Origin of the sequence: Rhizobium pantanalense (genome assembly GCF_030182525.1) — a bacterium.
GTDB lineage: Bacteria > Pseudomonadota > Alphaproteobacteria > Rhizobiales > Rhizobiaceae > Rhizobium.
Window position 1 is genome coordinate 285,798 of the sequence record NZ_JAQJCH010000010.1, and the last position, 20,246, is coordinate 306,043.

At 55.3% G+C, this 20,246-nt stretch carries 16 protein-coding genes and 2 pseudogenes; 11 read left to right on the plus strand and 7 right to left on the minus strand.

Annotation, left to right across the window (positions count from 1 at the left end; translation table 11 throughout):
- The first annotated feature begins 188 nt into the window (after positions 1-188).
- Positions 189-311, plus strand: coding sequence for a hypothetical protein (locus PH558_RS24755; RefSeq protein WP_267904848.1), 123 nt, complete (start codon positions 189-191; stop codon positions 309-311).
- Positions 312-321: 10 nt separating this feature from the next.
- Here PH558_RS24755 and PH558_RS24760 read toward each other — a convergent pair.
- Positions 322-597, minus strand: a pseudogene (locus tag PH558_RS24760) (SOS response-associated peptidase); the annotation flags it as partial.
- Positions 598-912: 315 nt separating this feature from the next.
- Between PH558_RS24760 and PH558_RS24765 the strand changes: the two are divergent.
- Positions 913-1,140, plus strand: a pseudogene (locus PH558_RS24765) (DUF6429 family protein); the annotation flags it as partial.
- Positions 1,141-1,332: 192 nt separating this feature from the next.
- Here the strand turns inward: PH558_RS24765 and PH558_RS34280 are convergent.
- From PH558_RS34280 to PH558_RS24775, 3 genes are all read right to left on the minus strand, one after another.
- Entirely contained in the window at positions 1,333-1,776 is a 444-nt protein-coding gene (locus tag PH558_RS34280) for a barstar family protein (protein WP_350223826.1), read from the minus strand.
- A 108-nt stretch (positions 1,777-1,884) separates the two neighbouring features.
- A complete protein-coding gene (locus PH558_RS24770; protein WP_152094794.1) occupies positions 1,885-3,291 on the minus strand; it encodes an RtcB family protein in 1,407 nt (468 codons plus the stop codon).
- Between the two features lie 532 nt (positions 3,292-3,823).
- Positions 3,824-5,380 carry a TROVE domain-containing protein gene (locus PH558_RS24775; protein WP_152094759.1) on the minus strand — a complete coding sequence of 519 codons (1,557 nt, stop codon included), beginning with the start codon at positions 5,378-5,380 and terminating at the stop codon, positions 3,824-3,826.
- A 210-nt stretch (positions 5,381-5,590) separates the two neighbouring features.
- Here PH558_RS24775 and rtcR point away from each other — a divergent pair, with 210 nt between their 5' ends.
- Complete coding sequence (rtcR, locus tag PH558_RS24780; protein WP_285207103.1) at positions 5,591-7,195, plus strand: RNA repair transcriptional activator RtcR; 1,605 nt, start codon at positions 5,591-5,593, stop codon at positions 7,193-7,195.
- A 126-nt stretch (positions 7,196-7,321) separates the two neighbouring features.
- On the opposite strand, the gene PH558_RS24785 is transcribed toward rtcR, so the two are convergent.
- Positions 7,322-8,494 (minus strand): glycosyltransferase, encoded by a 1,173-nt coding sequence (locus PH558_RS24785; protein WP_285207104.1) that lies wholly within the window; start codon positions 8,492-8,494, stop codon positions 7,322-7,324.
- 585 nt (positions 8,495-9,079) lie between these two features.
- On the opposite strand from PH558_RS24785, the gene PH558_RS24790 reads away from it, so the two are divergent.
- The 6 genes from PH558_RS24790 to PH558_RS24815 all read left to right on the plus strand — a co-directional run bounded on the left by PH558_RS24790 (position 9,080) and on the right by PH558_RS24815 (position 17,695).
- Positions 9,080-9,829 (plus strand): hypothetical protein, encoded by a 750-nt coding sequence (locus PH558_RS24790; RefSeq protein WP_285207105.1) that lies wholly within the window; start codon positions 9,080-9,082, stop codon positions 9,827-9,829.
- A 26-nt stretch (positions 9,830-9,855) separates the two neighbouring features.
- Positions 9,856-10,545 (plus strand): hypothetical protein, encoded by a 690-nt coding sequence (locus PH558_RS24795; protein WP_285207106.1) that lies wholly within the window; start codon positions 9,856-9,858, stop codon positions 10,543-10,545.
- 160 nt (positions 10,546-10,705) lie between these two features.
- A complete protein-coding gene (locus PH558_RS24800; protein WP_285207107.1) occupies positions 10,706-11,386 on the plus strand; it encodes a hypothetical protein in 681 nt (226 codons plus the stop codon).
- Complete coding sequence (locus PH558_RS24805) at positions 11,383-13,992, plus strand: Tle-like phospholipase domain-containing protein (protein WP_285207109.1); 2,610 nt, start codon at positions 11,383-11,385, stop codon at positions 13,990-13,992. Before PH558_RS24800 ends, PH558_RS24805 begins: the two co-directional genes overlap by 4 nt.
- Positions 13,993-14,060: 68 nt before the next feature.
- Positions 14,061-16,238 carry a peptidase domain-containing ABC transporter gene (locus PH558_RS24810; protein ID WP_285207110.1) on the plus strand — a complete coding sequence of 726 codons (2,178 nt, stop codon included), beginning with the start codon at positions 14,061-14,063 and terminating at the stop codon, positions 16,236-16,238.
- Positions 16,235-17,695 carry an HlyD family type I secretion periplasmic adaptor subunit gene (locus PH558_RS24815; RefSeq protein ID WP_285207111.1) on the plus strand — a complete coding sequence of 487 codons (1,461 nt, stop codon included), beginning with the start codon at positions 16,235-16,237 and terminating at the stop codon, positions 17,693-17,695. Before PH558_RS24810 ends, PH558_RS24815 begins: the two co-directional genes overlap by 4 nt.
- 20 nt (positions 17,696-17,715) lie before the next feature.
- On the opposite strand, the gene PH558_RS24820 is transcribed toward PH558_RS24815, so the two are convergent.
- Both PH558_RS24820 and PH558_RS24825 read right to left on the minus strand, forming a co-directional pair.
- Positions 17,716-18,642, minus strand: a complete 927-nt coding sequence (locus tag PH558_RS24820) for a 3'-5' exonuclease (RefSeq protein WP_483314188.1) — start codon at positions 18,640-18,642, stop codon at positions 17,716-17,718.
- A gap of 161 nt (positions 18,643-18,803) precedes the next feature.
- Entirely contained in the window at positions 18,804-18,968 is a 165-nt protein-coding gene (locus PH558_RS24825; RefSeq protein ID WP_285207113.1) for a hypothetical protein, read from the minus strand.
- Positions 18,969-19,046: 78 nt separating this feature from the next.
- Here PH558_RS24825 and PH558_RS24830 point away from each other — a divergent pair, with 78 nt between their 5' ends.
- Positions 19,047-19,493, plus strand: a complete 447-nt coding sequence (locus PH558_RS24830) for an HIT family protein (RefSeq protein WP_285207114.1) — start codon at positions 19,047-19,049, stop codon at positions 19,491-19,493.
- A gap of 140 nt (positions 19,494-19,633) precedes the next feature.
- Positions 19,634-20,149, plus strand: a complete 516-nt coding sequence (locus PH558_RS24835; RefSeq protein ID WP_285207115.1) for a hypothetical protein — start codon at positions 19,634-19,636, stop codon at positions 20,147-20,149.
- The last annotated feature ends 97 nt before the right edge of the window (positions 20,150-20,246 follow it).

Genomic DNA, 20,246 nt, shown 5'->3' on the forward strand with positions numbered 1-20,246 from the left:
AAATGCGTATAGATTTTGTTCTAGAAGCTATGGATGATGCAGTTCGCCAACTGCTCGTTTAAGCGCCGGGCTCTAGTCGCCGCCGCTGGGTGAAAGTTCCGTGGCAGGCCAACCCGGCTCGGCCTGCTATCGAGACGTGCCTCAGGCACTTTAACGGTTGTGGGAAGGCGGGTGATGCGGCTGGCTGGATGCTGGCCGCGATCCAGGAGCGGGTGAGCGAACGTGAGCTTTACGGCTGGCGCAGGCTCGGTGAGATCGCCGATGCAGTGGTGTATGAGTTGCTCGTGTCGGAACAGGCATCGCTGCATTGATGGCTGCCCGCTACGGCAATTCCGGCCGGTCGACCAGTTCGCCTTCCTTGGTTACGATCGTCGATCCATAGGGTTCGCGCGATGTGACAGTCAGCGCCTCATCGGCTAACGGCCTGGCTAGATCCTTCGCCTCATCCCACGGCGCCCTCATCCAGACGTCGGTCTCTTCCCTCGTCAGCAGCAGCACCGGCATGGCCTTGTCATGAATGGGTTTGACGAGATTGTTCGGCTCGGTTGTCAGAAAATCGTAGAGATCGTCGGTCGTGAATCCATCCTTGATCGGGCGGCGGGGATATCTGAGATGATAAAGACGGCGCCGATCGGTGAGGGGCGGCTGCTAAGAGCATCCATGCAGGCCACAAGATCACCAAGGCAAGTCATTGAAATCGTTTGATCATCGACTTCGAAAGCGGAACGCATGCAATTAGCCGGCTAAAAATCAGATAAGTTTAATTATGACACTCGGCCACTTAGTTGTTCTGTTTCGCATCGTTTTGACCCGATTTGTATTTGCGGCTGATCCATTCGCCGGCTGAGCACCCATGTATGCATCCGAGGTGGGCCGCAGGACTCAATGGGGCTCGCGTGGTAACGTCGGTTCATGGAGATCGATGAGGACAAAATCGACGATACCGTCCTGGCACTGCTGTGGCTGACACTTCACAACGAGCGTTGCGCCTGGAAGGGTTTTGACTGGGCGACCACGGATCGCTTGCATCAGAAAGGCCTGATCGGAGATCCGGTGAACAAGTCGAAGTCGTTGGTGCTGACGGACGAGGGTCTGTGCCGATCCGAGGAACTGTTTCGCAAGCTGTTTATGCGGCAGCCGATAATGTGTGAATCGGCGTTGCCGAATGACCCGCCCATTTTTGAAACATCAATAGCTTATGACGCCGATTTTCCCCAAATCATCGCGCCGGTTCACACTATCCGCCCGAAGGCGACTGGGTCAGTCGCAAAGGTTCCAGCGTCATGCCAATCCGTGATTAAATGCCGAGCGACACTTTCCCACGCAATCCAACTATTCCAACACCAGCCGAACATTGTCGGCCTCCTTCTCACCACCAGGGCCATGGATTTGAATGATCCAGAGAAGCCAATCAAACACTGTCGGGCCTATGCCGGCACGGGCGTCACCAAGTTCCTGGCGAATATGGTCTCGATTACTGGGATGGCATCGTTGCAGACGGCGCTCGAGTTGCCTCACGGTCTCGGGATAACCCAGTCTTTCCTTCGATCCATCCGAGCGAGACCATCTGATCGTGAAACCTTCATCAGGCGTTCCAAAGCCACCTCGTAGAATGTCGTCAAAGGCATCAAGATTTCTTCCCCAGTAAGCGTCAGGGATCAGCACTCGGCTGATCTCGTCGTAAAACGACTCCAGCGATGTTATCTGAGAACCGTCGATCACGTATTCGGTTGTCATGTGAACTTTCTCATAGTTGCCAGACGAATTGCGGAACATTGCCCTTCGCCGTCATTGGACGTCCTGCGTTCGATCGAGCTCCGCCCCGCTGCGATATTGTAATCGTGCTGTATGCGGGAAAGGCGAACTCGCCGCCTTTCCCGATGTTTATTGGCGTTTCTTCCGCCAAGGCGCATTCTTCTGCCAATCACCCGCCATGATGCTCCCGAACGGGATCACTTCGTCGACCACTTCGGCAAGGCCGTAATGTTCGATTTGTGCCCGCACGTTGGCGGCGCTCTTGTAGGCGCTCGGCAGCTCCGACACGTCCGCGAAGCCCGAGAAGAAGCGCACGTCGAGGCCGCTTGTCTCCTTTTCCAGGATTGCCGCGATGTTGTTCGAGCTGAGCCCACGCGAATCTGCTCCGTACTCCGCCGACAGCTGCCGCATATGCGCGCTGCGCGAGAAGTTGCGGCCCGCGCCATGCGGCGAGAAGCCGAGACCATGAGCGGCATTCGTTCCGCGAACGATGAGTACCGGTTCCGCCATGTTGAGCGGAATGATGGTCAGATCGGTCGCATCGTGTGCCCAATTGTCAAACGCCGGCGTTGCACCCTTGCCGTGGTAGAACAGCCCGTCCGACTTTCGGAAAACGAAGTTATGCTCGTTCCAGAAGCGATCGGCGACCTTGGCCGAGAGTTTTCCCGCCGCCATGTCGTGAAGGACATAATGGTTTTCCTTCGTCCACTGACGGATGGTCTGCAAGGCCGACCAGTAGAGGTCGCCTTCCTCGGTTTCCGCCGGGATCCAGGCATTCTCGCGATGGGTCTCGGGCGAGAGCTGTTCGCGAAACCGGTTGGCGACCTTCATGCCCTTGTCGTAGAGCCGTGCACCGGGAGCTCGCGATCCATGATGGGTGACGAGCGCCGTTTCGCCGGTCGACTTCATGGCTCCGACATAGGCGAAATGGTTGCCGTCGCCCTGGGTCGCGAAGTGCTCGATGCCGGCGCTCAGCGCTCCATCGCGCAAATATGGGTTCTGCTCGAAAGCCGATAGGGTCGCCTCGGAAGGCCTGAACTGCGCGCCGCGCGGACGTCCGCCCGGACCGAAATGCGTCACGGCATGCACGGCGTCCAGCAACGACTTCGGATCGACGCCTGGAAAGATCGATATCGCCATCGAGCAGCAGATATCAGCCGAATGCATGCCTGGATGGATCGCTTCGGAAGCAACCACGCCGCCGACCGGTATCGTACCGATCGGACCTGCGGGGCACGCGTCGGGCATGATTGCCGCGGACCGGACGACAGGCGTGCGCACCAATGCGCGCATCGTCGCGTGGACCTTTTCGACATTGTCCTGCTCGAAAGCGTTCTCGGCGCGGATGTTGGAATAGATCTCGATATCGCTGTCGGCCCGCAAGGCGAGTGTTGGCCCAGGCTGGAAAGCCTTTGCCGCTTCCATTGCATCCGCCATCGAGCCGCCGTTGCTCAAAACCGAATTGGCGGCGTCGAGGGCTGGGCGGAACCATTTCCCCTGGCTCATGCCGGCATCGATCAAATCCTGTCCGCTCATTACCGTTGTCATTGTCTTTTCTGCGTCTGCAGTCCTTCTGTTCAATTGTGTTTCTTTGCCCCCGCAGAGCGAGGATCTGTATGCGATCGATGCAGCGGCGACGAGGGTGGACGAAACCGGATGGCCCCGCTCGTGCCAGAGAGCGTATGCCCAGGAGGAGTCGAACCTGCCAGACCATCCAACTTTGGTGGCTGTAGTTCCGCCCGGCATTCGCCGCTGCATTCGGTCATGGCGACTAGTGGACAAGGAAACTTCCCGCTTCCAGTGAGGATGCGCGATCCCCTTGCAGGGTTCGAACCTGCCGCGGCCATGTAGTTCCCTTTTGCATTCGCCATGTCATTTCCATTCGTCCGTGACGACGAGGTGTGGTGAAACGTCCTGCTCTACCGCTGAGCTACGAGTCCATAGAATGTGGAGGACCCGACGGGATTCGAACCCGCGACCTGGAGAGTAACGATCTGTAGTTTCATCCGGCATTCGTCACGGCCTTCGCGCCATTCGCGACGCGAAGCTATTGCTTTTGACGAGCTCGTCAGAGCTCGATCGCCTCGATGGCGTTCACCCAGCCGTCCGCACCCTGACCGTTGGCCGCGAAAGCCGCGATCACGCCATAGACGGCATCGGAGAAGCCGCCGATGTTGAGTACGTCGACGCGGGTCGGCGCCTGTGTCGTGGCATGGGGCTGGATGTCGAGGCAAACCAGCTTTGCAGCCGGGTTGTGTCGCTTGATCCTTGCCCATTCCGTCATCACGGCGGTCGGCTGACCGTTCCCACGTGCATGCACCCAGGATTCGTTGTCCGAGATGAACACGACGAGATCGACCTTGGCCTTCTCGTTTGCCAGTTTGCGCAGAGGCGCGGAGCAGTTGGTTCCGCCGCCGCCGATCTTCGCGAGCTTTTCGGCATTGGTCATGACCGAATCCCGCTTGTTGAGGCTGACATGCACCACGTCGTTTTCGAACGGCAGCACCCTTGCTTTCGGGTTGCGCTGCAGGAACGCCGCGGTCATCAGACCTGCGACATCGATGCAGCGGACCGAGGAGGTCGCGCCCTTCCGGTAGCCGGTCACGGGCGAACCCATGGAGCCGGACACGTCGGGGCAGAGCACCACATCGCCCGTCAGCGGCGGAACGTTGGAGATGGCGATATCCATCGCATCCTGCAGCGCATCCCGCACGACCTCCGGAACCTGGCCATCGACCATCTTCCACGCCATCATGAGCTGATAGGGGAAGACCTTTGCCCTGCGGACTTCATCCGGATCGGCAAGCCGCGCCGCCAGCGCTTCTGCAAAACCCTTGACCTCGAACACGCCGTTGCGCGCAAAGGTATTGAGGTTCTGCCGCAGCATCTGCCAGCCGCCCTTGCGGGCGATCTCGACCCAATGCTTCCGTGTCAGCGTCAGCGAAGTCAGCATCTGGAACGGCACGTCCGGAACTGCGCCGGTCTGGTCCCGCCGGAAAGCCTCCAATGCCCTGACGAGTTCCGGCAGCGCCGCATGGTCATGCGGCTTGCCGATTGCCCAGGCGTAGAGCGCCTTGCGTTCCTCCGTCGCCGGCTTCGGATGCACCATGCGGATGACATCGGCGAGCGAAGGGTCGTTGCCGACCATCGCACGCAGAACCTGTTCCGTGCTGGCCCGGTCGAGCCATGCCTGCACCGCCTTCTTCGGCCGCGTGCCGAGCGACTTGCGGCCCGTAGCGCCGGAGCGCATGACCTGCACAAAGCCGCGCAGCATCTTGCTGCTCTTGACCACCCGCGGGAATGCACGAGCAAAGGCATCGCTCTGAAGGCTGGAGAGCATTGCAAGCAACGTCACCGGCATATCCTTCATGTGACCTTTTTCGGCCGCATAGACAGCCACCTTGGCGAGGAATTCCGGCTCGACTTCAAGAGCAAGCGCCTTCACCATCTCCAGCTGCTCAGCACCTTCCGCATAGAAGGTGCTGTTGAACGTACCTGTGACGGCATATTGCGCCAGCGCTTCGCGGGGCGTCAGCCGATAGGCGGGGGCAGCTGCGTGATTGTTCGTGTCCGTGCCCGGGAGCAGCTTCCCCAGGTAGGATTTGAAGATTGCCTTGTTGACCATGACGGCACCTCTTGTTTCGTTCGTGCCAGATACCTTTCAAGCGGCGTGCCAGTTTGGGGAAATGAGCGCGGGCGGCGAGAATATTTCTTTTATCCATTTGTTTTAATGTAATAAAATTTTTTGATGCTGCTGGAGAAGTCTGCGGTTGCGAAATCTGAGGTCTGAAAGATATTATCTATTTCTATAGAGTCTTATATTTTTGGATAAGCTATGAAGCGGCGCGTCGCCATCAGTATATTGGGAACGACCCTGGATGCGGGGAAATGGGACAATCGCTGGAGCCGCTGGCGCCCGACCGTCGCGCTCTGTCAACAGCCAGGGCTCTTTATCGATCGGCTGGAACTGATCCACGACAATCATGCACAGCCGCTCAGCCATCGCATCATCGCCGACATAGGAACAGTTTCGCCGGCAACGGAAGTGCGCAGCAATGTCATAAACTTCCGCGATCCGTGGGATTTCTCCGAGGTTTACACAAACCTCAGGGACTTTGCTCGCGGCTACAGCTTTGATCCCGATACGGAAGACTATCTCGTCAACATAACCACCGGCACGCATGTGGCACAGATCTGCTGGTTCCTGCTGACCGAGGCGCGCATCATTCCAGGCCGGCTGCTGCAGCTCTCGCCGCCACGCGATCGGGAGGGAGAACAGGATGTCGTCGGTACCCACCGGATCATCGATCTGGATCTTTCCCGTTACGACGAGATCGCCAAGCGTTTCGCGTCGGAGCGAGAGGATGCAGCCTCCTTCCTCAAGTCCGGCATATCGACCCGCAATGCCGCCTTTAACAGGATGATCGATGAGATCGAGAGAGTGGTGATCCGCTCCACCGCACCGGTTCTCCTGACCGGACCGACCGGAGCCGGCAAGTCGCAGCTTGCCCGCCGCATTTACGAGCTGAAGAAGGCCCAACGGAAAATCACCGGCCCGTTCATCGAGGTCAACTGCGCAACATTGCGTGGCGACCAGGCCATGTCGGCGCTGTTCGGTCATGTGAAGGGCGCCTTTACCGGTGCTGCCAGCGAGCGCGCGGGTCTTCTGAAATCTGCCGATAAGGGTGTCTTGTTCCTTGATGAGATTGGCGAACTCGGCCTCGATGAGCAGGCCATGTGCCTACGTGCGATCGAGGAAAAGAGATTTTTGCCGGTCGGCGCCGATCGGGAGGTTGCGGCAGACTTCCAGCTGCTTGCTGGCACCAATCGCGATCTCGGCGAAGATGTTCGCAAGGGACGCTTCCGCGAGGACCTCTACGCCCGGCTCAATCTCTGGACTTTCCAGCTGCCGGCATTGCGCGAGCGCAAGGAGGATATTGAGCCCAATCTCGACTTCGAACTCAGGCGCTATCTGGAGCGGGAAGGCGAGAATATCACCTTCAACAGGGAGGCCCGCGAACGCTATTTGACGTTTGCGACCGGCCCACAAGCCGTCTGGAGTGCGAATTTTCGCGATCTGTCCGCCTCGGTGACACGCATGGCGACGCTCGCCCCACATGGGCGCATCACGGGCGATGTCGTTGACGACGAAATCCAGCGGCTGAATGCGTTTTGGCGCCGTGCGAGCGAGGACGACGGAACGGATCTGATCCTTGAGGGCGTGCTGGGCGCGGAGGTCGCCGCGCGCCTCGACCGCTTCGACGCGGTGCAGCTTGCGGCCGTTCTTCACAGCTGCCGCGAGCATACGACGGCGAGCGCTGCCGGAAGAGCTCTCTTCGCCATCTCGCGATTGGAAAAGAAAAGCAGCAATGACGCAGATCGCCTGACGAAATACCTCGCGCGTTTCGGCATCAGATTTGAGGATGTCAAGCTACGGTAACGACCGCGGGCTCGGTGAAGCTTCCCTCCAAAATCCCGAAAGGTGAGCTTGATCTAAACAGACACATTAGTCAACGCTGTATCCCTTCAGGACAATAAGAATCTCGCTGTTGAACTTACTAAGCGGCTATAGCCGGCTCTCGACAGCTTGCAAGATCCTATTGATCGCCAACTCCGCGGAGAACGCAACATGCCTTGCGGCGAACGTTTCGGCTGCGGCGGAGAAGCGAGGATCCGACACTAAGATGGACGTTATCTCGGAGATTGCAGGCGCCGCGACCCCGACAGGGAGCAGCAAACCTGCACCCAGGCGGACGACTCGCGAGCAGACCATATATTGTTCCGCATTTTGCGGACACATGAGCACTGGGCACCTGGAAAGCAGTGCGTCGTGAATAGTGCCCGTGCCGTACGTCACCACGAGATCGCAAGATCGCAAAGCTGAGGGCACGTCGACGATATCACGTTGGATGTGGAGATGTTCGCTTTGGTAGCTCGTCATCTTTCCGGGATCGCAGTCGGGCATTACGCAAAGCACTTCAAAGGAGCTTGCCTGCAATCCAATCAGGATTGCCTCCACGTTTGGAACAGAGTTACGAAGGTATGCGAAAATGCGCTTTCGATCTGTCCGGGGCCAATTGTATGAGTCGCCGAGCAAGTACGACACCGGGCCGATATACTCTAGCCCTTCACGAGGCCCATAGTGATCCAATTCCGGAAACGTCGTCATCAGAACTGCTGCGGACGAAAACAGCTGGGCGGTATTCTCTATACCTTGTCGACCACTATCCAGCAGCGTTTGGCTTAGGTTCCTGCAAACCAGTTGCTCTGCCGCCATGATTCGATCCACAGGCGGCGCTTCCCATTCTCTGAAAGTCCGAGGACTTGCAGGCGGCAACTCAAAGCCGATGCAGGTCGCGACGGCCGGGATATCGGCATACCTCGACGCAAGCATAGCGCCCGGGGCATGATTGCAGATAATGACGTCTACCTGCACCCGCTCAAATAGCTGCCGCCACCCGGCAACCAGACTTTTAACTGCAGTACCATTGCCGTAACCGTTGGACAGAAGGATTTCGGCGTAACTCGCCGGCATGAAGGACAGCTTCGGTGGCACCAGGGCGGGAGCCTGCATACAGGAGAAACCCTGAGGTCCAAGTACCTCCTTTGCCCGCGTAAGATCTCGACATGCGAAGTAAACACTGTGACCTCGTGCGCGAAGCGCCAAAGCTACCGGAAGATCTCGAGCGATGTGTCCTAAATTGCTGCCAAGTTCCCAAGCAAAAAGAACAATGCTCATGGACGATCAACCATATCGCTGACGCTTTTGCGCTTGCGGCCCCATGACAATAAAGGAATCATCTATTCTCGCCATGGTAGAGATATCCGTGTTCCATCTATATACTCGCGTCTGACAATTAATACTTTCTGACGATAGAAAATAACCATGCATATGAGAAGATCTTAAGAAGAAGATGGAGGCGTGTACCTCTCAATATCCGAGAAGCGGGTTTATTCTTTTGTAAGACAAACAATCTTGACACACTGGTATGTTGCATCATAGCGTGAAGTGATCGCAACAGGGTAGTAAATTTAATTAGATTTACCGCCGTTGATTGGGTGGTATTCGTCATCGCCTCGGATGGCGGATTGAAATTTTGAAATGCAAATTCCGATCATAAGATTCGGGATTCTACATCCCGTGGTTACTTTCGTGCATATTGTCTTGCTTCTTCCCCCAGGAGCAAACCTAGTGAGGAATTGAACCGCCGCTGCCCGACAGATCGGGGGCATTTGATCACATTCGAAAAAGCCAAATCTCGATCCCTGGTCGCGCTAAGCAACGGCGCACATCGTCAACCTATTCAAATAGGGGCGCACCTATTTGTATCTGATTCTGTTTGGAGGATTATTCATCCTCTACCTTCCGATGCTGGCCTATGCCGCAGGCGGGATAATTATATTGTCCCGGGTCAAGCGCTGGGGACCAAAAAAATCTGTTGCCATATTGGCAATTTTCCTCGGAACGCCCTGGCTTTTCTGGGGCGGGGCTCTTGTATCGGCTAATCTTCGAGAGCGGACGGTCAGCAATTTCCTGGCGGATATTCAAACGACGCAGGTTGGCGGAACTGTACCCGACACAATCTTGATAGAAAGCAACAACACTACCCTGAAGGGACTTCGTGTAGGAGGCTGCATCAAACATGTCCTCGCAGACATGCAGATCCTCGGTGCCTTTGGCCACTACAGCGGCCCCTCGATTGTCGAGGTAGATCCAAAAACCGGAAAGCTATTGGGAGTGGCTGAATTGCCAGCGAGTTATTTGCGGTTCAGCACCGGCAACTGGGTTGTTCCGCAGGTTCCGAATTTGCCCGCCTATCGCCACGGGCCGTGGGAACTGCAAGCCGTCGATGCTAACGGTAGCAAGACTATCGCTTACTACTACGAAGAAGCCGTTCCACGCCCAGCATTTCCTCCCATTCTTGGCATTTCTGGTTGGCTGCCCCGAACCCGACCGCCAGGAGATTTCAAAATTTGGACAGACGTTGATTTTGTCGACCAAGCTCTCACGTCCTGCAACAGATCTCTTGCTGGCGTTCCGCGGTTTACGACCGAGGTGAGTATGGTCGAATGAGGATAATAAAGCGAATACTAATATGTATGGTTCTTATCCTTGCGGCAGCTGCAGGCCTTATCATGTGGCAAAGAAGCGCTGCGACCGTAGATGAATTCAGTTATCGTGTAGAGGCAACTTTCAACGAGAATGGAACCCCGGTGATCGGTTCCAATGTCGTGCATGTTGCAATCCGCCGCAACATTCCCTGTGTTGATATGTGCGGATATACCTTTGCGGTGCATGGCCAGGCAATTCCGGTCAAGTTTTCCAATGGAAAATATGTGTTTGTTTTACTCGGCGTTGCCGAGCAGTCAGTCAGAGCTGGAAACATGCCGTTTCAAGCGCTTAGACCTGCGCCTTTATATAGGAAGATAAGTGAACTTCCTCGCGTTAGTGTGTCTGTGCCGCCCCAGTATGTGCCCACGGTGATCTATTTCACCGATATCGCGGATCCCCGAAGCGCAATCCTCGTCAACGGGGACAATATCTCGACTCTCGTTGGCGCGAACGTGCGCCTCATGAACATATCAGTTGAGCTTACAGATGATCCCGTTTCAACCGGGCTCGATCAATTGCTTCCCTGGATAAGAAGACAGGAGGTAATAGACATATCAAACGGAAACATATCGACGTCGCATCGGCTTTATCCAGAAACAGACAAAAATTCAAAGGCATTGCAATCCGATTATCCACGTTTTCTAGAAAGGAATGACCGGTCATGGACGCGGATATAAAGGATGCGATTCTTGCAGTGAATGCGCATGATGCCGAAGAGCGGCTTCCGAAAAGACTCTCGAGTGTTCCTGGCCAATGGCTGCGGTCGAGCACATGTATTAGATTTGTTTTGACCAATCCTATGGCTGAATCCAGCGCCAAACTGCGGGATCTTCATTGATGCGCAAACTCATCCTGCTGCCGGTGATTGTTATCGTTTGCGCGGTCTCTGCTCTCGCTGCCTTTATCTATTCAAGAGATGTCTTTTATGTCGTGGATGCCTATCGGTATCGACTGACGGTTAATTTCATTGTGGACGGCAAGCCTTTGTCTGCTGCGGGAATAGTACAGGAAACAATTCACAAGCCACCGTGCATCTTGCTGGAACAGACGTGTGGGCGCGTATCGATAAAGGGCGACGCTATTCCAGTTACCTTCCCTAACGGCAAGACGGCGTTTGTCCTTCTGGAGGTTATTGATGGTCACAGAATTACGACCGGCGAATACGCCAGCAGCGCGCTGCCCAGCCCACCAAAAAATCAGAAGATGAATGTATTGTTGAACCAAGATTTCGGTGTGAGCAATAATCTTTTGCCTAACATTATCTATTTTTCCAATTTAGACGACCCTTATTCGATGACTATAATTGATCCGGAGAAGATTGCCGAAGTCGCGGGACAGAACGCGAGTTATCTAAATGCTACCATCAGAGTAACAGAGGAGCCAATTACCAGGACTGTAAGCAATTACCTTCTGTGGCTTTCTACGTTCAAGCCACGACTTGACGCCACTAAAGTAGATTTTTTCCGTTACACGCAGATGCAAAACCTAGTCAGTTATCTAAGGAGAGATGACCTATGACTGATGACTTGATGAATGCAATTCTCGCGATGAATGCGTATGATTTCGGCGCGAATAAAACATTAGATGGTTCGCAAAATATGCAAGTTGGCAATTGGACGGTCGAGAATGTCGCACCATCCAATGATCACAATTTTAGTGCTGTAGAATATGTAAATGGCTCAGACTACGAGATCTCATATAGAGGTACTACCGATGTTCTGGGCAGTGAGTTGCTGGATGGTGACCTCTGGAATGGCTGGACTATCGGCGGTGGCTCCGATGAGGCCGCTGATGTCAATTCAGCAATCTCGTTTTATCAGTCCGTGCTTCAGACAGTAAAGGATAGCGGAGGAACGAGCGCCAACATAACGCTGACAGGTCATTCTCTCGGCGGGGGACTGTCCGGGCTCGTTGGATCAATCTACGGAGTCAAGGCGTATCTGTTCGATAATATGCCATATGAACAGGCCGCAGCGAACGCCTACGCGGACTCGGTCCCTGGGAGCGCGCAAAATCCTGCGTTGGCTGCGTTTATCTATGGAAATTCTGCGCCGACTCCAATTGATGAATCGCAGCTGTCAGCTTATGCGACAGTTGGAGAAGCTCTGACAATCCTCCGCAATTTTCAAAATCAGCCGGTCACCGGGCTTGATTCCGGCGCGGAAAGTGTTCTCAATTCCGTGCAACTTCATAGCATGGCACTGGCAGCCATGCTGCTTTATGCCTCAGACAATAATTTGACCAATTGGTCGGCCATCGCTCCATATTGGATGCCAGAATTATGGAATGACGACGTTGCTAGCGCGGCTGGAGTCGATGTTTACAAGACCGCAACCGGCTCGTCCTCAACCGCGCTTCAGGAAATGATCGCCTATTCCGCGATTGATGAAGGCACTATGCTCTATGGTGACGTCGCTATTGAGAGCTTTTTTGACGATGCCACTGATCTTGCAACGCTAGTGCCTGGCAATGTGGGCGATATCTCCAGTACCAACGACATGGTCTATCGAGACCTTTCCCAGGTAGCAATTCAATATGCAGGTCACCTTGCGGCCGACAAGTCAACGGATGCGGCGCTCGTAACTGGGATCGTGAATTCATCATTAGGCATCGTCACCGTCAACCTCAATTCATCCACTTGGCTCGACGGCCAAAGTGCGGCAAGCGCTCCAGAGATAATTGGTGCAGAAAATCTCGTTCGTGACGTCATTATGAGCACCGTAGGCACGCCAACCCCGGAGGACTACGATGTAGGATTCCAGAATCTGTTCAAATCTGGCGGAGATGCTTTGATCGCGGGTATTACAGAAGTCAAGGCAGCGGCCAGCCCTGCGGGCGTGACGTTGGACGGAAGTGATGCACCAGATACTTTCGCGGGCACCGTCGGAGGTGCATTGCTCTTCGGTTCGCCCGATGGCAGCACCTCGTTTGTCGGTGGAAATGGCACAAATATCATGCTTGGTCAGGCTTCCGATACGTTCGATGTGGCCATCGGGAACAATATCATCCTCGAACAGAACGCGGGAACGGCAACGCTGGACGCATCGACTGCAAGCGATCCGTCGACGACATCAAACTGGAATATGGTGGAGAGCAGTCCTGATGGCGGTGAAAGTTTCGTTTTTCAGTCTGCGAATCTCGCGCCTCTGACGGTTGTCTACGGTGCTAACGGCAACGACACCTTCGACTTCGAGTCCGCCGCTGACGCGAATATCGGCGTCTACATTCTCCAGATGAACGATATCAATCAGGCGAACTTTCTTGCTCTCGATCCCAGCAAGATCGATGCCTACATCGATCAGAATTTCGGTTCAAACGACGATTCCGGCTACGGCGGTGGTTTCGATGACAAAATCGTCCTGATTAATCCCACAGCGAGCGACATCCTGAAATATAACGGACAGATCATAGGCGACCCAACGCGTTACCTCCAATATTCTCAAAGCGCCGTAGGCGGTTTTTCAGACTACAATCCCAACATGCTTGGCGGTTCCAACGGCATGGGCGAGAGAAGTGTTGACCCGACAAACAATCTCAAGCTCGTCGGCGACGCCAATGCTGCAGGTGGAACGGAAGCGTATTATACCGACGCTTGGCAAGAGTATTCGTACACGAGAAACGATTACGCGATGAAGTCGGGGAACGTCGATGTCCTGCGTGACTTTGCATATTCGAATCAATACCTAACCCAGGGTCCGCAAAACAAGCTGGTGTTGACCGGATTGACGCCCGATCAGTCGTCATTCACCTATAACCAGCAAAACTGGGACGGATCAGAAACGGATACGGATAAGTACTATTACGATTCCAATCCTGGCAGCCTTTCGCTGATCGGTTTCAACGTTGGTGATTTTGGGATCAACTTCGCCAACAATGCGGCAGCGTCCGATTATCAGGAAGCCGACCAGACCTATGCGGTGTCCGAATGGGCACAGGCTAACGTTGATACATTCAATGGGCTTCCGGACATCGTCGGTATCCAACCGGCGACACTTGGCGCAAGTCTCGGCACGTCCTCCACGCCGCTCACACCATCCTCTTGGAATTTAATCGGAGATGATGCGTTCACGTCCCAGTATAATCGTCCGTCATTGACGGCGAGCGATTTCATGCGGGCAGCGTGAACGTATAGCGATGACAAAGGCGGCGCTTCTCCAGCGCCGTCTTTTTACTTTAGGGGCGAGCCAGGGCAATGAACGAGATACCGTCAGGGGCGCAGATGCCGACGGCCGCGATCGATAGCGGTTTGGTCGCATTAAGTGCGGTAGCGGGTTACTACCGCATCGTTGCCGATCCGCTGCGATTGGCAAGAGAACTCGTGCTTGGCGACCGCAGCGCCAGCCACGGCGACGTGCTGCGAGCGGCCAATCGCATTGGTCTTAAGGCGCGGATTGTCACCGTGCGAACTGGGGCTCGGTTGCGCGCAATCCCTGCGCCAGCGATCGTCAAGCTCAAGGCGGGTGGATACGTCCTCTATGGTGGACTCACACCGACTGGTGAAATCAGACTGGTCGATCCGGTAAGTCGGATTGCGCGGGAGGTGCCAATCGCAGCCGCCTTAGGGGAGATCGAGATTGAAGCCGTTCTGGTCCAACGTCGGTTCCGGGGAGACGGTGTCGACCCAAAAACCTTTGGCTTTAGCTGGTTTTTGCCGTCAATTTGGCGGTATCGCAAACCTTTGGCGAATGTGCTTTTGGCATCCCTTTTTGTTCAGCTGTTTGCCCTGGTCACGCCACTTTTCTTCCAAGCAATCGTCGACAAGGTGGTTGTTCACAAGGGTTACTCCACGCTTGCCGTGCTCGTGGGCGGGTTGGCCGTGCTGGGCATCTTTGATGTCAGCCTGCAATATCTGCGGAGTTACGCGCTGTCACACACGACAAACCGTATCGACGTCGAGCTAGGTCGTCGATTATTTGCTCATCTTCTAAGGTTGCCGCTCGGTTATTTCGAAACTCGGTCCGCCGGACAGACGGTCGCGCGCGTGCGGGAGCTTGAAACCATTCGCTCGTTTCTGACCGGGCAGGCCCTGTTTTCTGCAATCGACCTCTTTTTCGCGCTTATCTTCATTGCGGTTCTATTGGCCTATTCATGGCGATTGACGCTCATCGTCGTGGCGTCGATCCCGCTCTACATTCTGATCACCGTCCTGATCCGCCCTGCCTTGCGCGACAAAATAAAGGAGAAATTCAATAGAGGCGCGGAAAGTCAGCAATTCCTTGTGGAGTCGATCGTTGGCGTGCAGACGTTGAAAGCGGCCGCCGTGGAGCCGGCTATGCAAGCCCAATGGGAAGAGAAACTTGCCGCCTATGTGAAAACGTCCTTTGAAGCGTCCATGTTTTCCGCGGGCGGCCAAAACGCCATTCAATACGTGAACAAGCTCGTAACAGCTGGCATCTTGTACTTTGGCGCGACGGCGGTGATGGACGGTTCACTTACCGTCGGTGGGTTGATCGCCTTCAACATGATTTCGAGCCAGGTCATGCAGCCGGTGCTCCGGCTATCGCAGCTTTGGCAGGATTTTCAGCAAGTCCAGGTTTCTGTCGAGCGGCTCGGAGATATTTTGAATACGGCCACCGAACGCGCGCCTTCGGCAAGTATTGGAAGCCTGCCGCCTCCGAAAGGGGCAATCGAATTTCGCAATGTCCGCTTCCGATATCGTCCGGGAGCCCCTGAGGTGCTGAAGTCGGTTTCGCTTTCCATTCGGCCCGGTGAGGTAATCGGCATCGTCGGGCCTTCAGGATCGGGCAAGTCTACGCTGACGAAGCTCGTGCAGCGTCTCTACCTTCCGGAAGAAGGCCAAATCCTCGTTGACCGCGCAGACATTGCCCAAATCGATCCCGCTTGGCTTCGCGGGAACATAGGGGTGGTCCTTCAGGAGAATCTTCTATTCAATCGGAGCATTCACGACAACATTGCTTTAGCCAATCCGACCACATCTCGTGCCGTCGTCATGCAGGTGGCGCGTTTGGCGGGAGCCGACGAGTTCATCGACAAGCTACCAAATGGGTATGACACCATCATCGAAGAGCGCGGCGCCAATCTTTCCGGCGGACAACGCCAACGCCTGGCAATCGCGCGAGCGTTAGCTACCAATCCTCCCATTCTGATATTTGACGAGGCCACCAGTGCGCTCGATTATGAAAGCGAGCGCGTCATTCACCGCAATATGAAGAGCATTGTTCAGGGTCGAACGGTCATCATTATTGCACACCGGCTCGCAGCGGTGCGCCCCTGCAACAGGATCATCAGCATGGCCGAGGGGCGGATTGTCGAGATCGGTTCACATGAGGAATTGGTGCGTCGGCCGGGCGGGCTATATGCCCATCTCTGGGCGCTGCAGACCGACCAATTGCAGGAGGAGCGGGTGTGAACGAAATCGTTCCGACGAAAGCGGTAAGGCGAGCTAAACGTCTCGCTGTTCACCGGCAGCGCTCAGATAATGAGTTCCTGCCGGCAGCCCTCGAGATTATCGAAACGCCTGCGTCACCGACACAGATGGCATTGATCGTTATCATCTGTCTGTTTGCGAGCGCCACATTGGCCTGGAGCTACGTTGGGCGCATCGATATTTTCGCGGTCGCTACCGGGAAAATCAGGCCGGCAAGCCAGGTCAAAGTCATCCAGCCTTTGGAAACGGGCCGTGTACGTGCTTTCAATGTCGCGAACGGCACGCGCGTTCATGCCGGAGATATTCTGCTGGAACTCGATCCGACCGAGGCTATGGCGGATGCCAACGAGCTTTCCGTTAGCCTGGCCTCTTATCGCGCTGAAATTTTGCGCCGGAATGCCGTTATTGCAGTCGCTCAGGATGGTGGTACTGATTTCAGCCCTACCATCAACTGGCCGGAGGATATCCCATCGGATATTCGAAGTCGGGAGGATCGGGTGCTGGAGCACGATATCGGTAGTCTTCGCGCGCAGATTCGGAGCCTTGAGGCACAAAAGTCTGAAAAGCTTGCGGAGCAGGCGTCGCTGAAGGCCACCACTCAAGCCGAGGCCAATCTCATTCAGACACTTCAGCAAAGGGTGGATCTTCGAAACGCTCTCATTGCTGACAATACCGGCACGAAATCGACCCTGATAGATGCTCTGCAAAGCCTCCAGGATGAAGAGGCAACGTTTGCCACGGATCATGGCCAACTCGAACAGACCGCGGCGTCCCTGGACACCCTAGCAGCCGAGAAACAGAAAACGCTCGAGGCGTTCAAAAGCGAAAATGCACAGAAGCTCGCGGATGCCGAACGACAGGCAGACGATCTGGCCCAACGGCTCGTCAAGGCTCGAGCGGCAACGAGCCATATGACCCTGGCAAGCCCTATCGACGGGATTGTTCAAGGTTTGGCTGTTACCACCATCGGTCAGGTCGTAACGACCGGCCAGCAAGTCATGCGAATAGTCCCAGACAACACTCCACTGGAGATCGAGGCCTACGCGGAGAACAAGGACATTGGTTTTGTGCACGAGGGCCAGCAGGCAATCATCAAAATCGAATCTTTTCCGTTCACCCGCTACGGGACGTTGAACGGGACCGTTACGAGCGTGGCTCGCGACTCCATCCCCAGCTCCGACGCGCAGGTGGCTGAAAACGATCCGACGCAACTGGCCAAGTCCAATACCAATAATACTTCTGTCGGTCAGACTCAGAACCTCGTCTACCCTGTTATCATCACCCCTTCAAAGGCGGCAATCAGAGCTGATGGGCGCGAGGTTCCATTGTCGGCTGGTATGACGGTAACCGTCGAAATCAAAACCGGCTCTCGCCGACTGCTGGAATACGTCTTCTCACCTTTGATCGAGGTGGAATCAGAGGCAATGCGCGAGCGTTGAGATGAGAAGCAATAATGAAACTAGATGCGCCCCCTGAATCGATCGAATGCTGTCAGACGCTGGACCGGCGGATCGGCATCCTTCCAGCGGTAGATCTCCGTTCGCAGGAAGCGGAGCTCGTCGTCCATGGCATCTTCGCCGATCTCAATCCACCATGATTTCGGCCGGCCGTCGCTGCCGTCGGACCAGCGATAGCCTCGCTCTTTCAAGCGATCCTTGAGATCGAAGGGTGAGTTCTCCGCGAAGATGCGCACCCGAGAGCGCTGGCTTGCCTCGTAGAGCTCGGCAAAAGGTGTTTGAGCGTTATCGCTCTGAGGGAGTGCCAGCACCTCCAGCAATGCGAAGCAGTCATCGATGGCGCGATGGCCGACGTGAAAATAACCACTCTGGTTGATGAGATAGCCGAGCTTGGTTCCCTCATATCCCCTAGCGCTCCAATCGATCTCGGAATTGGAACACGCCCAGGCCTTGCTGGCAAAGATGGAGGAGAAGGCCTCGCAAAAGGGCCGATCGAAGCCGGCATTGTGGGCAATGACGAGATCGGCAGGCTCGATGAGCGCACGCACCGCTGACATGTCGATCATCTGGCCGAGGACCATGGCGTCTGTGATGCCGGTCAGCCTGATAACGTCGGTCGGGATGGGAATGCTCGGTTGCTGCAGCCCCCCATAGATACCAGTGACATCGCCGATCTCGCCGTCCTCATTGAAGGTGAAGCCGATCAGGCCGATTTCGATGATCTCGTCCTTCCTCGCATCGAGCCCGGTCGTCTCGGTATCGAGGATGACACCCCGGAGCGGATAGCCAGGTCTTGGAACAGCGGCAATCGGGCGAGCTTCGAGTTTTTTCAGAACCTGGTAGCGGCCGGTCGCTTGCAGGATCCGCACCATCTCGGCCTCGTCAGGCGCTGATCCGGCCTGCCGAGCCCGCAGGTGTGGCGCCGACATTCTGCGAACGGCCTGTGCATTCTCCGAAAACATGTCCAGCTGAGACGTCATGTGTTGATTTGTGTCACGATTTCACCCAGTTTTGCATTTCGCCGTGACCCTCGAACGAAATCGATATAGCAAATGCGCCAATGAGTTCATGACGACTGAATGGATCAACGTCAAATGAAAATGCGGGTCAGAACGTTGTGAAACTCGACACGCTGGATATCAACGCGACCGCTCGAACCACCCAGGACGAGGATGCCCCATTCGTTCGGTTGAGCCGGTGTCAAAAGCTCGCCCTGTACCTTTCCACTGAGTGTCATCTGTCCGTAGGTCTGCATCGTATTCTCCGGGTTGAATGTCCGGCTCGGTCCTCGATATGCTTATCCGCACAAGCGGGCTGGACAGGACGGTACGTGATGAACATCAAGAATTCTTCGTGCCTCTTTTGCGACATCGTGAACAATCGGATTTCATGCGTCCCCGTTTTGGAAAGCTCTGAGTTATTAGCGTTCCTCGATACCTCTCCGATCCGTCGTGGGCATGTTCAAATCATCCCTCGCGATCATTTCAACTATTTCGATGATTTGCCAGCCGACCTTGCGGGCGAGATCGTCTGCACAGGGCAAAGGATTGCTCGTGCTCAAAAGAAACTTTACGGCGTAGATCGTGTCGCTTTCCTTTTCTCAGGTGGCGACATTCTCCACGTGCACGCACATGTTGTGCCGATGAGAGAGAAAACTGATATTACGTCAAGGCTGTACATTGCTGAGGAAACGTTAACCTTCAGGTCAACTCCTGCTGCTTCGCGACAAGAGCTGGAGGCTGTGGCCCGAGAGATGAGAGCCGAAATTACCCCCGTTTAGGCAGGATGCGATATCGAGGACCGTTGCCGAAAAGGGGTTTGTCGTTTTCAGAAGGAAGGGATTAGCCACTGCAGCCGAGACTTGCATGCTCTGGAACACGACCTAACTTGCTCTCCGATAGCAACCCACGGAGGCATGGCGTGAGTTTGAAATACCCGAATGCCTTCTGTGGGGCGTGGGCATTGGCAATAGGCACGTTGGTGCTGGGGGGAGTGTCTATCGCGGCCCCTCAGACGTTGGCACCCAAGCGTCTACTTGAGGTTTGCAGCTCTGAAACCATCGCTGAGGTCACCTCAAAGGGCAACCAGCTTGGCTGGGAGATCATCCCAGCAACTGACCCCAGCACCATAGAATGGCGACGAAGCTTCGTGTCCTACAATGGTGGTTCCGTCGATGTCGTTGGTTGGCGAAAGACCACAACCGAAAACGTAGAGACGATTTCGTTTCGGGTGGCGGAGGGTCCGAATGCGCACAAGGCATGTTCTTACTCGGTCAACGTTGCTGACGGACTGCTTGATGCGCTGATCGAGCTTCTTGGCCGACCGTCATCCCTCTATAAAGATGAAGTAAGCACGACCGCTTTTTGGAAGCAGGGCACGCGCGAGATTTCCTATTCGCAGGTCGGCTCGGCGGCAGGGGTCGTCATTTCTCCTTAAACTGGCAACTGCTAGGTCGGACCCGTCCGTCCGTTCACTTTGAGGTAAGGCGCAATAATGGCTACGATCTTCATATTACTCGAAAACTCAATTGGTT

Coding starts and splice junctions, on each gene's coding strand:
- PH558_RS24755 (WP_267904848.1), top strand. CDS start 189: ATGCTGGCCGCGATCCAGGAGCGGGTGAGCGAACGTGAGCTTTACGGC.
- PH558_RS34280 (WP_350223826.1), bottom strand. CDS start 1,776: ATGTTCCGCAATTCGTCTGGCAACTATGAGAAAGTTCACATGACAACC.
- PH558_RS24770 (WP_152094794.1), bottom strand. CDS start 3,291: ATGAGCGGACAGGATTTGATCGATGCCGGCATGAGCCAGGGGAAATGG.
- PH558_RS24775 (WP_152094759.1), bottom strand. CDS start 5,380: ATGGTCAACAAGGCAATCTTCAAATCCTACCTGGGGAAGCTGCTCCCG.
- rtcR (WP_285207103.1), top strand. CDS start 5,591: ATGAAGCGGCGCGTCGCCATCAGTATATTGGGAACGACCCTGGATGCG.
- PH558_RS24785 (WP_285207104.1), bottom strand. CDS start 8,494: ATGAGCATTGTTCTTTTTGCTTGGGAACTTGGCAGCAATTTAGGACAC.
- PH558_RS24795 (WP_285207106.1), top strand. CDS start 9,856: ATGGTTCTTATCCTTGCGGCAGCTGCAGGCCTTATCATGTGGCAAAGA.
- PH558_RS24800 (WP_285207107.1), top strand. CDS start 10,706: ATGCGCAAACTCATCCTGCTGCCGGTGATTGTTATCGTTTGCGCGGTC.
- PH558_RS24805 (WP_285207109.1), top strand. CDS start 11,383: ATGACTGATGACTTGATGAATGCAATTCTCGCGATGAATGCGTATGAT.
- PH558_RS24810 (WP_285207110.1), top strand. CDS start 14,061: ATGAACGAGATACCGTCAGGGGCGCAGATGCCGACGGCCGCGATCGAT.
- PH558_RS24820 (WP_483314188.1), bottom strand. CDS start 18,642: ATGTCGGCGCCACACCTGCGGGCTCGGCAGGCCGGATCAGCGCCTGAC.
- PH558_RS24825 (WP_285207113.1), bottom strand. CDS start 18,968: ATGCAGACCTACGGACAGATGACACTCAGTGGAAAGGTACAGGGCGAG.
- PH558_RS24830 (WP_285207114.1), top strand. CDS start 19,047: ATGAACATCAAGAATTCTTCGTGCCTCTTTTGCGACATCGTGAACAAT.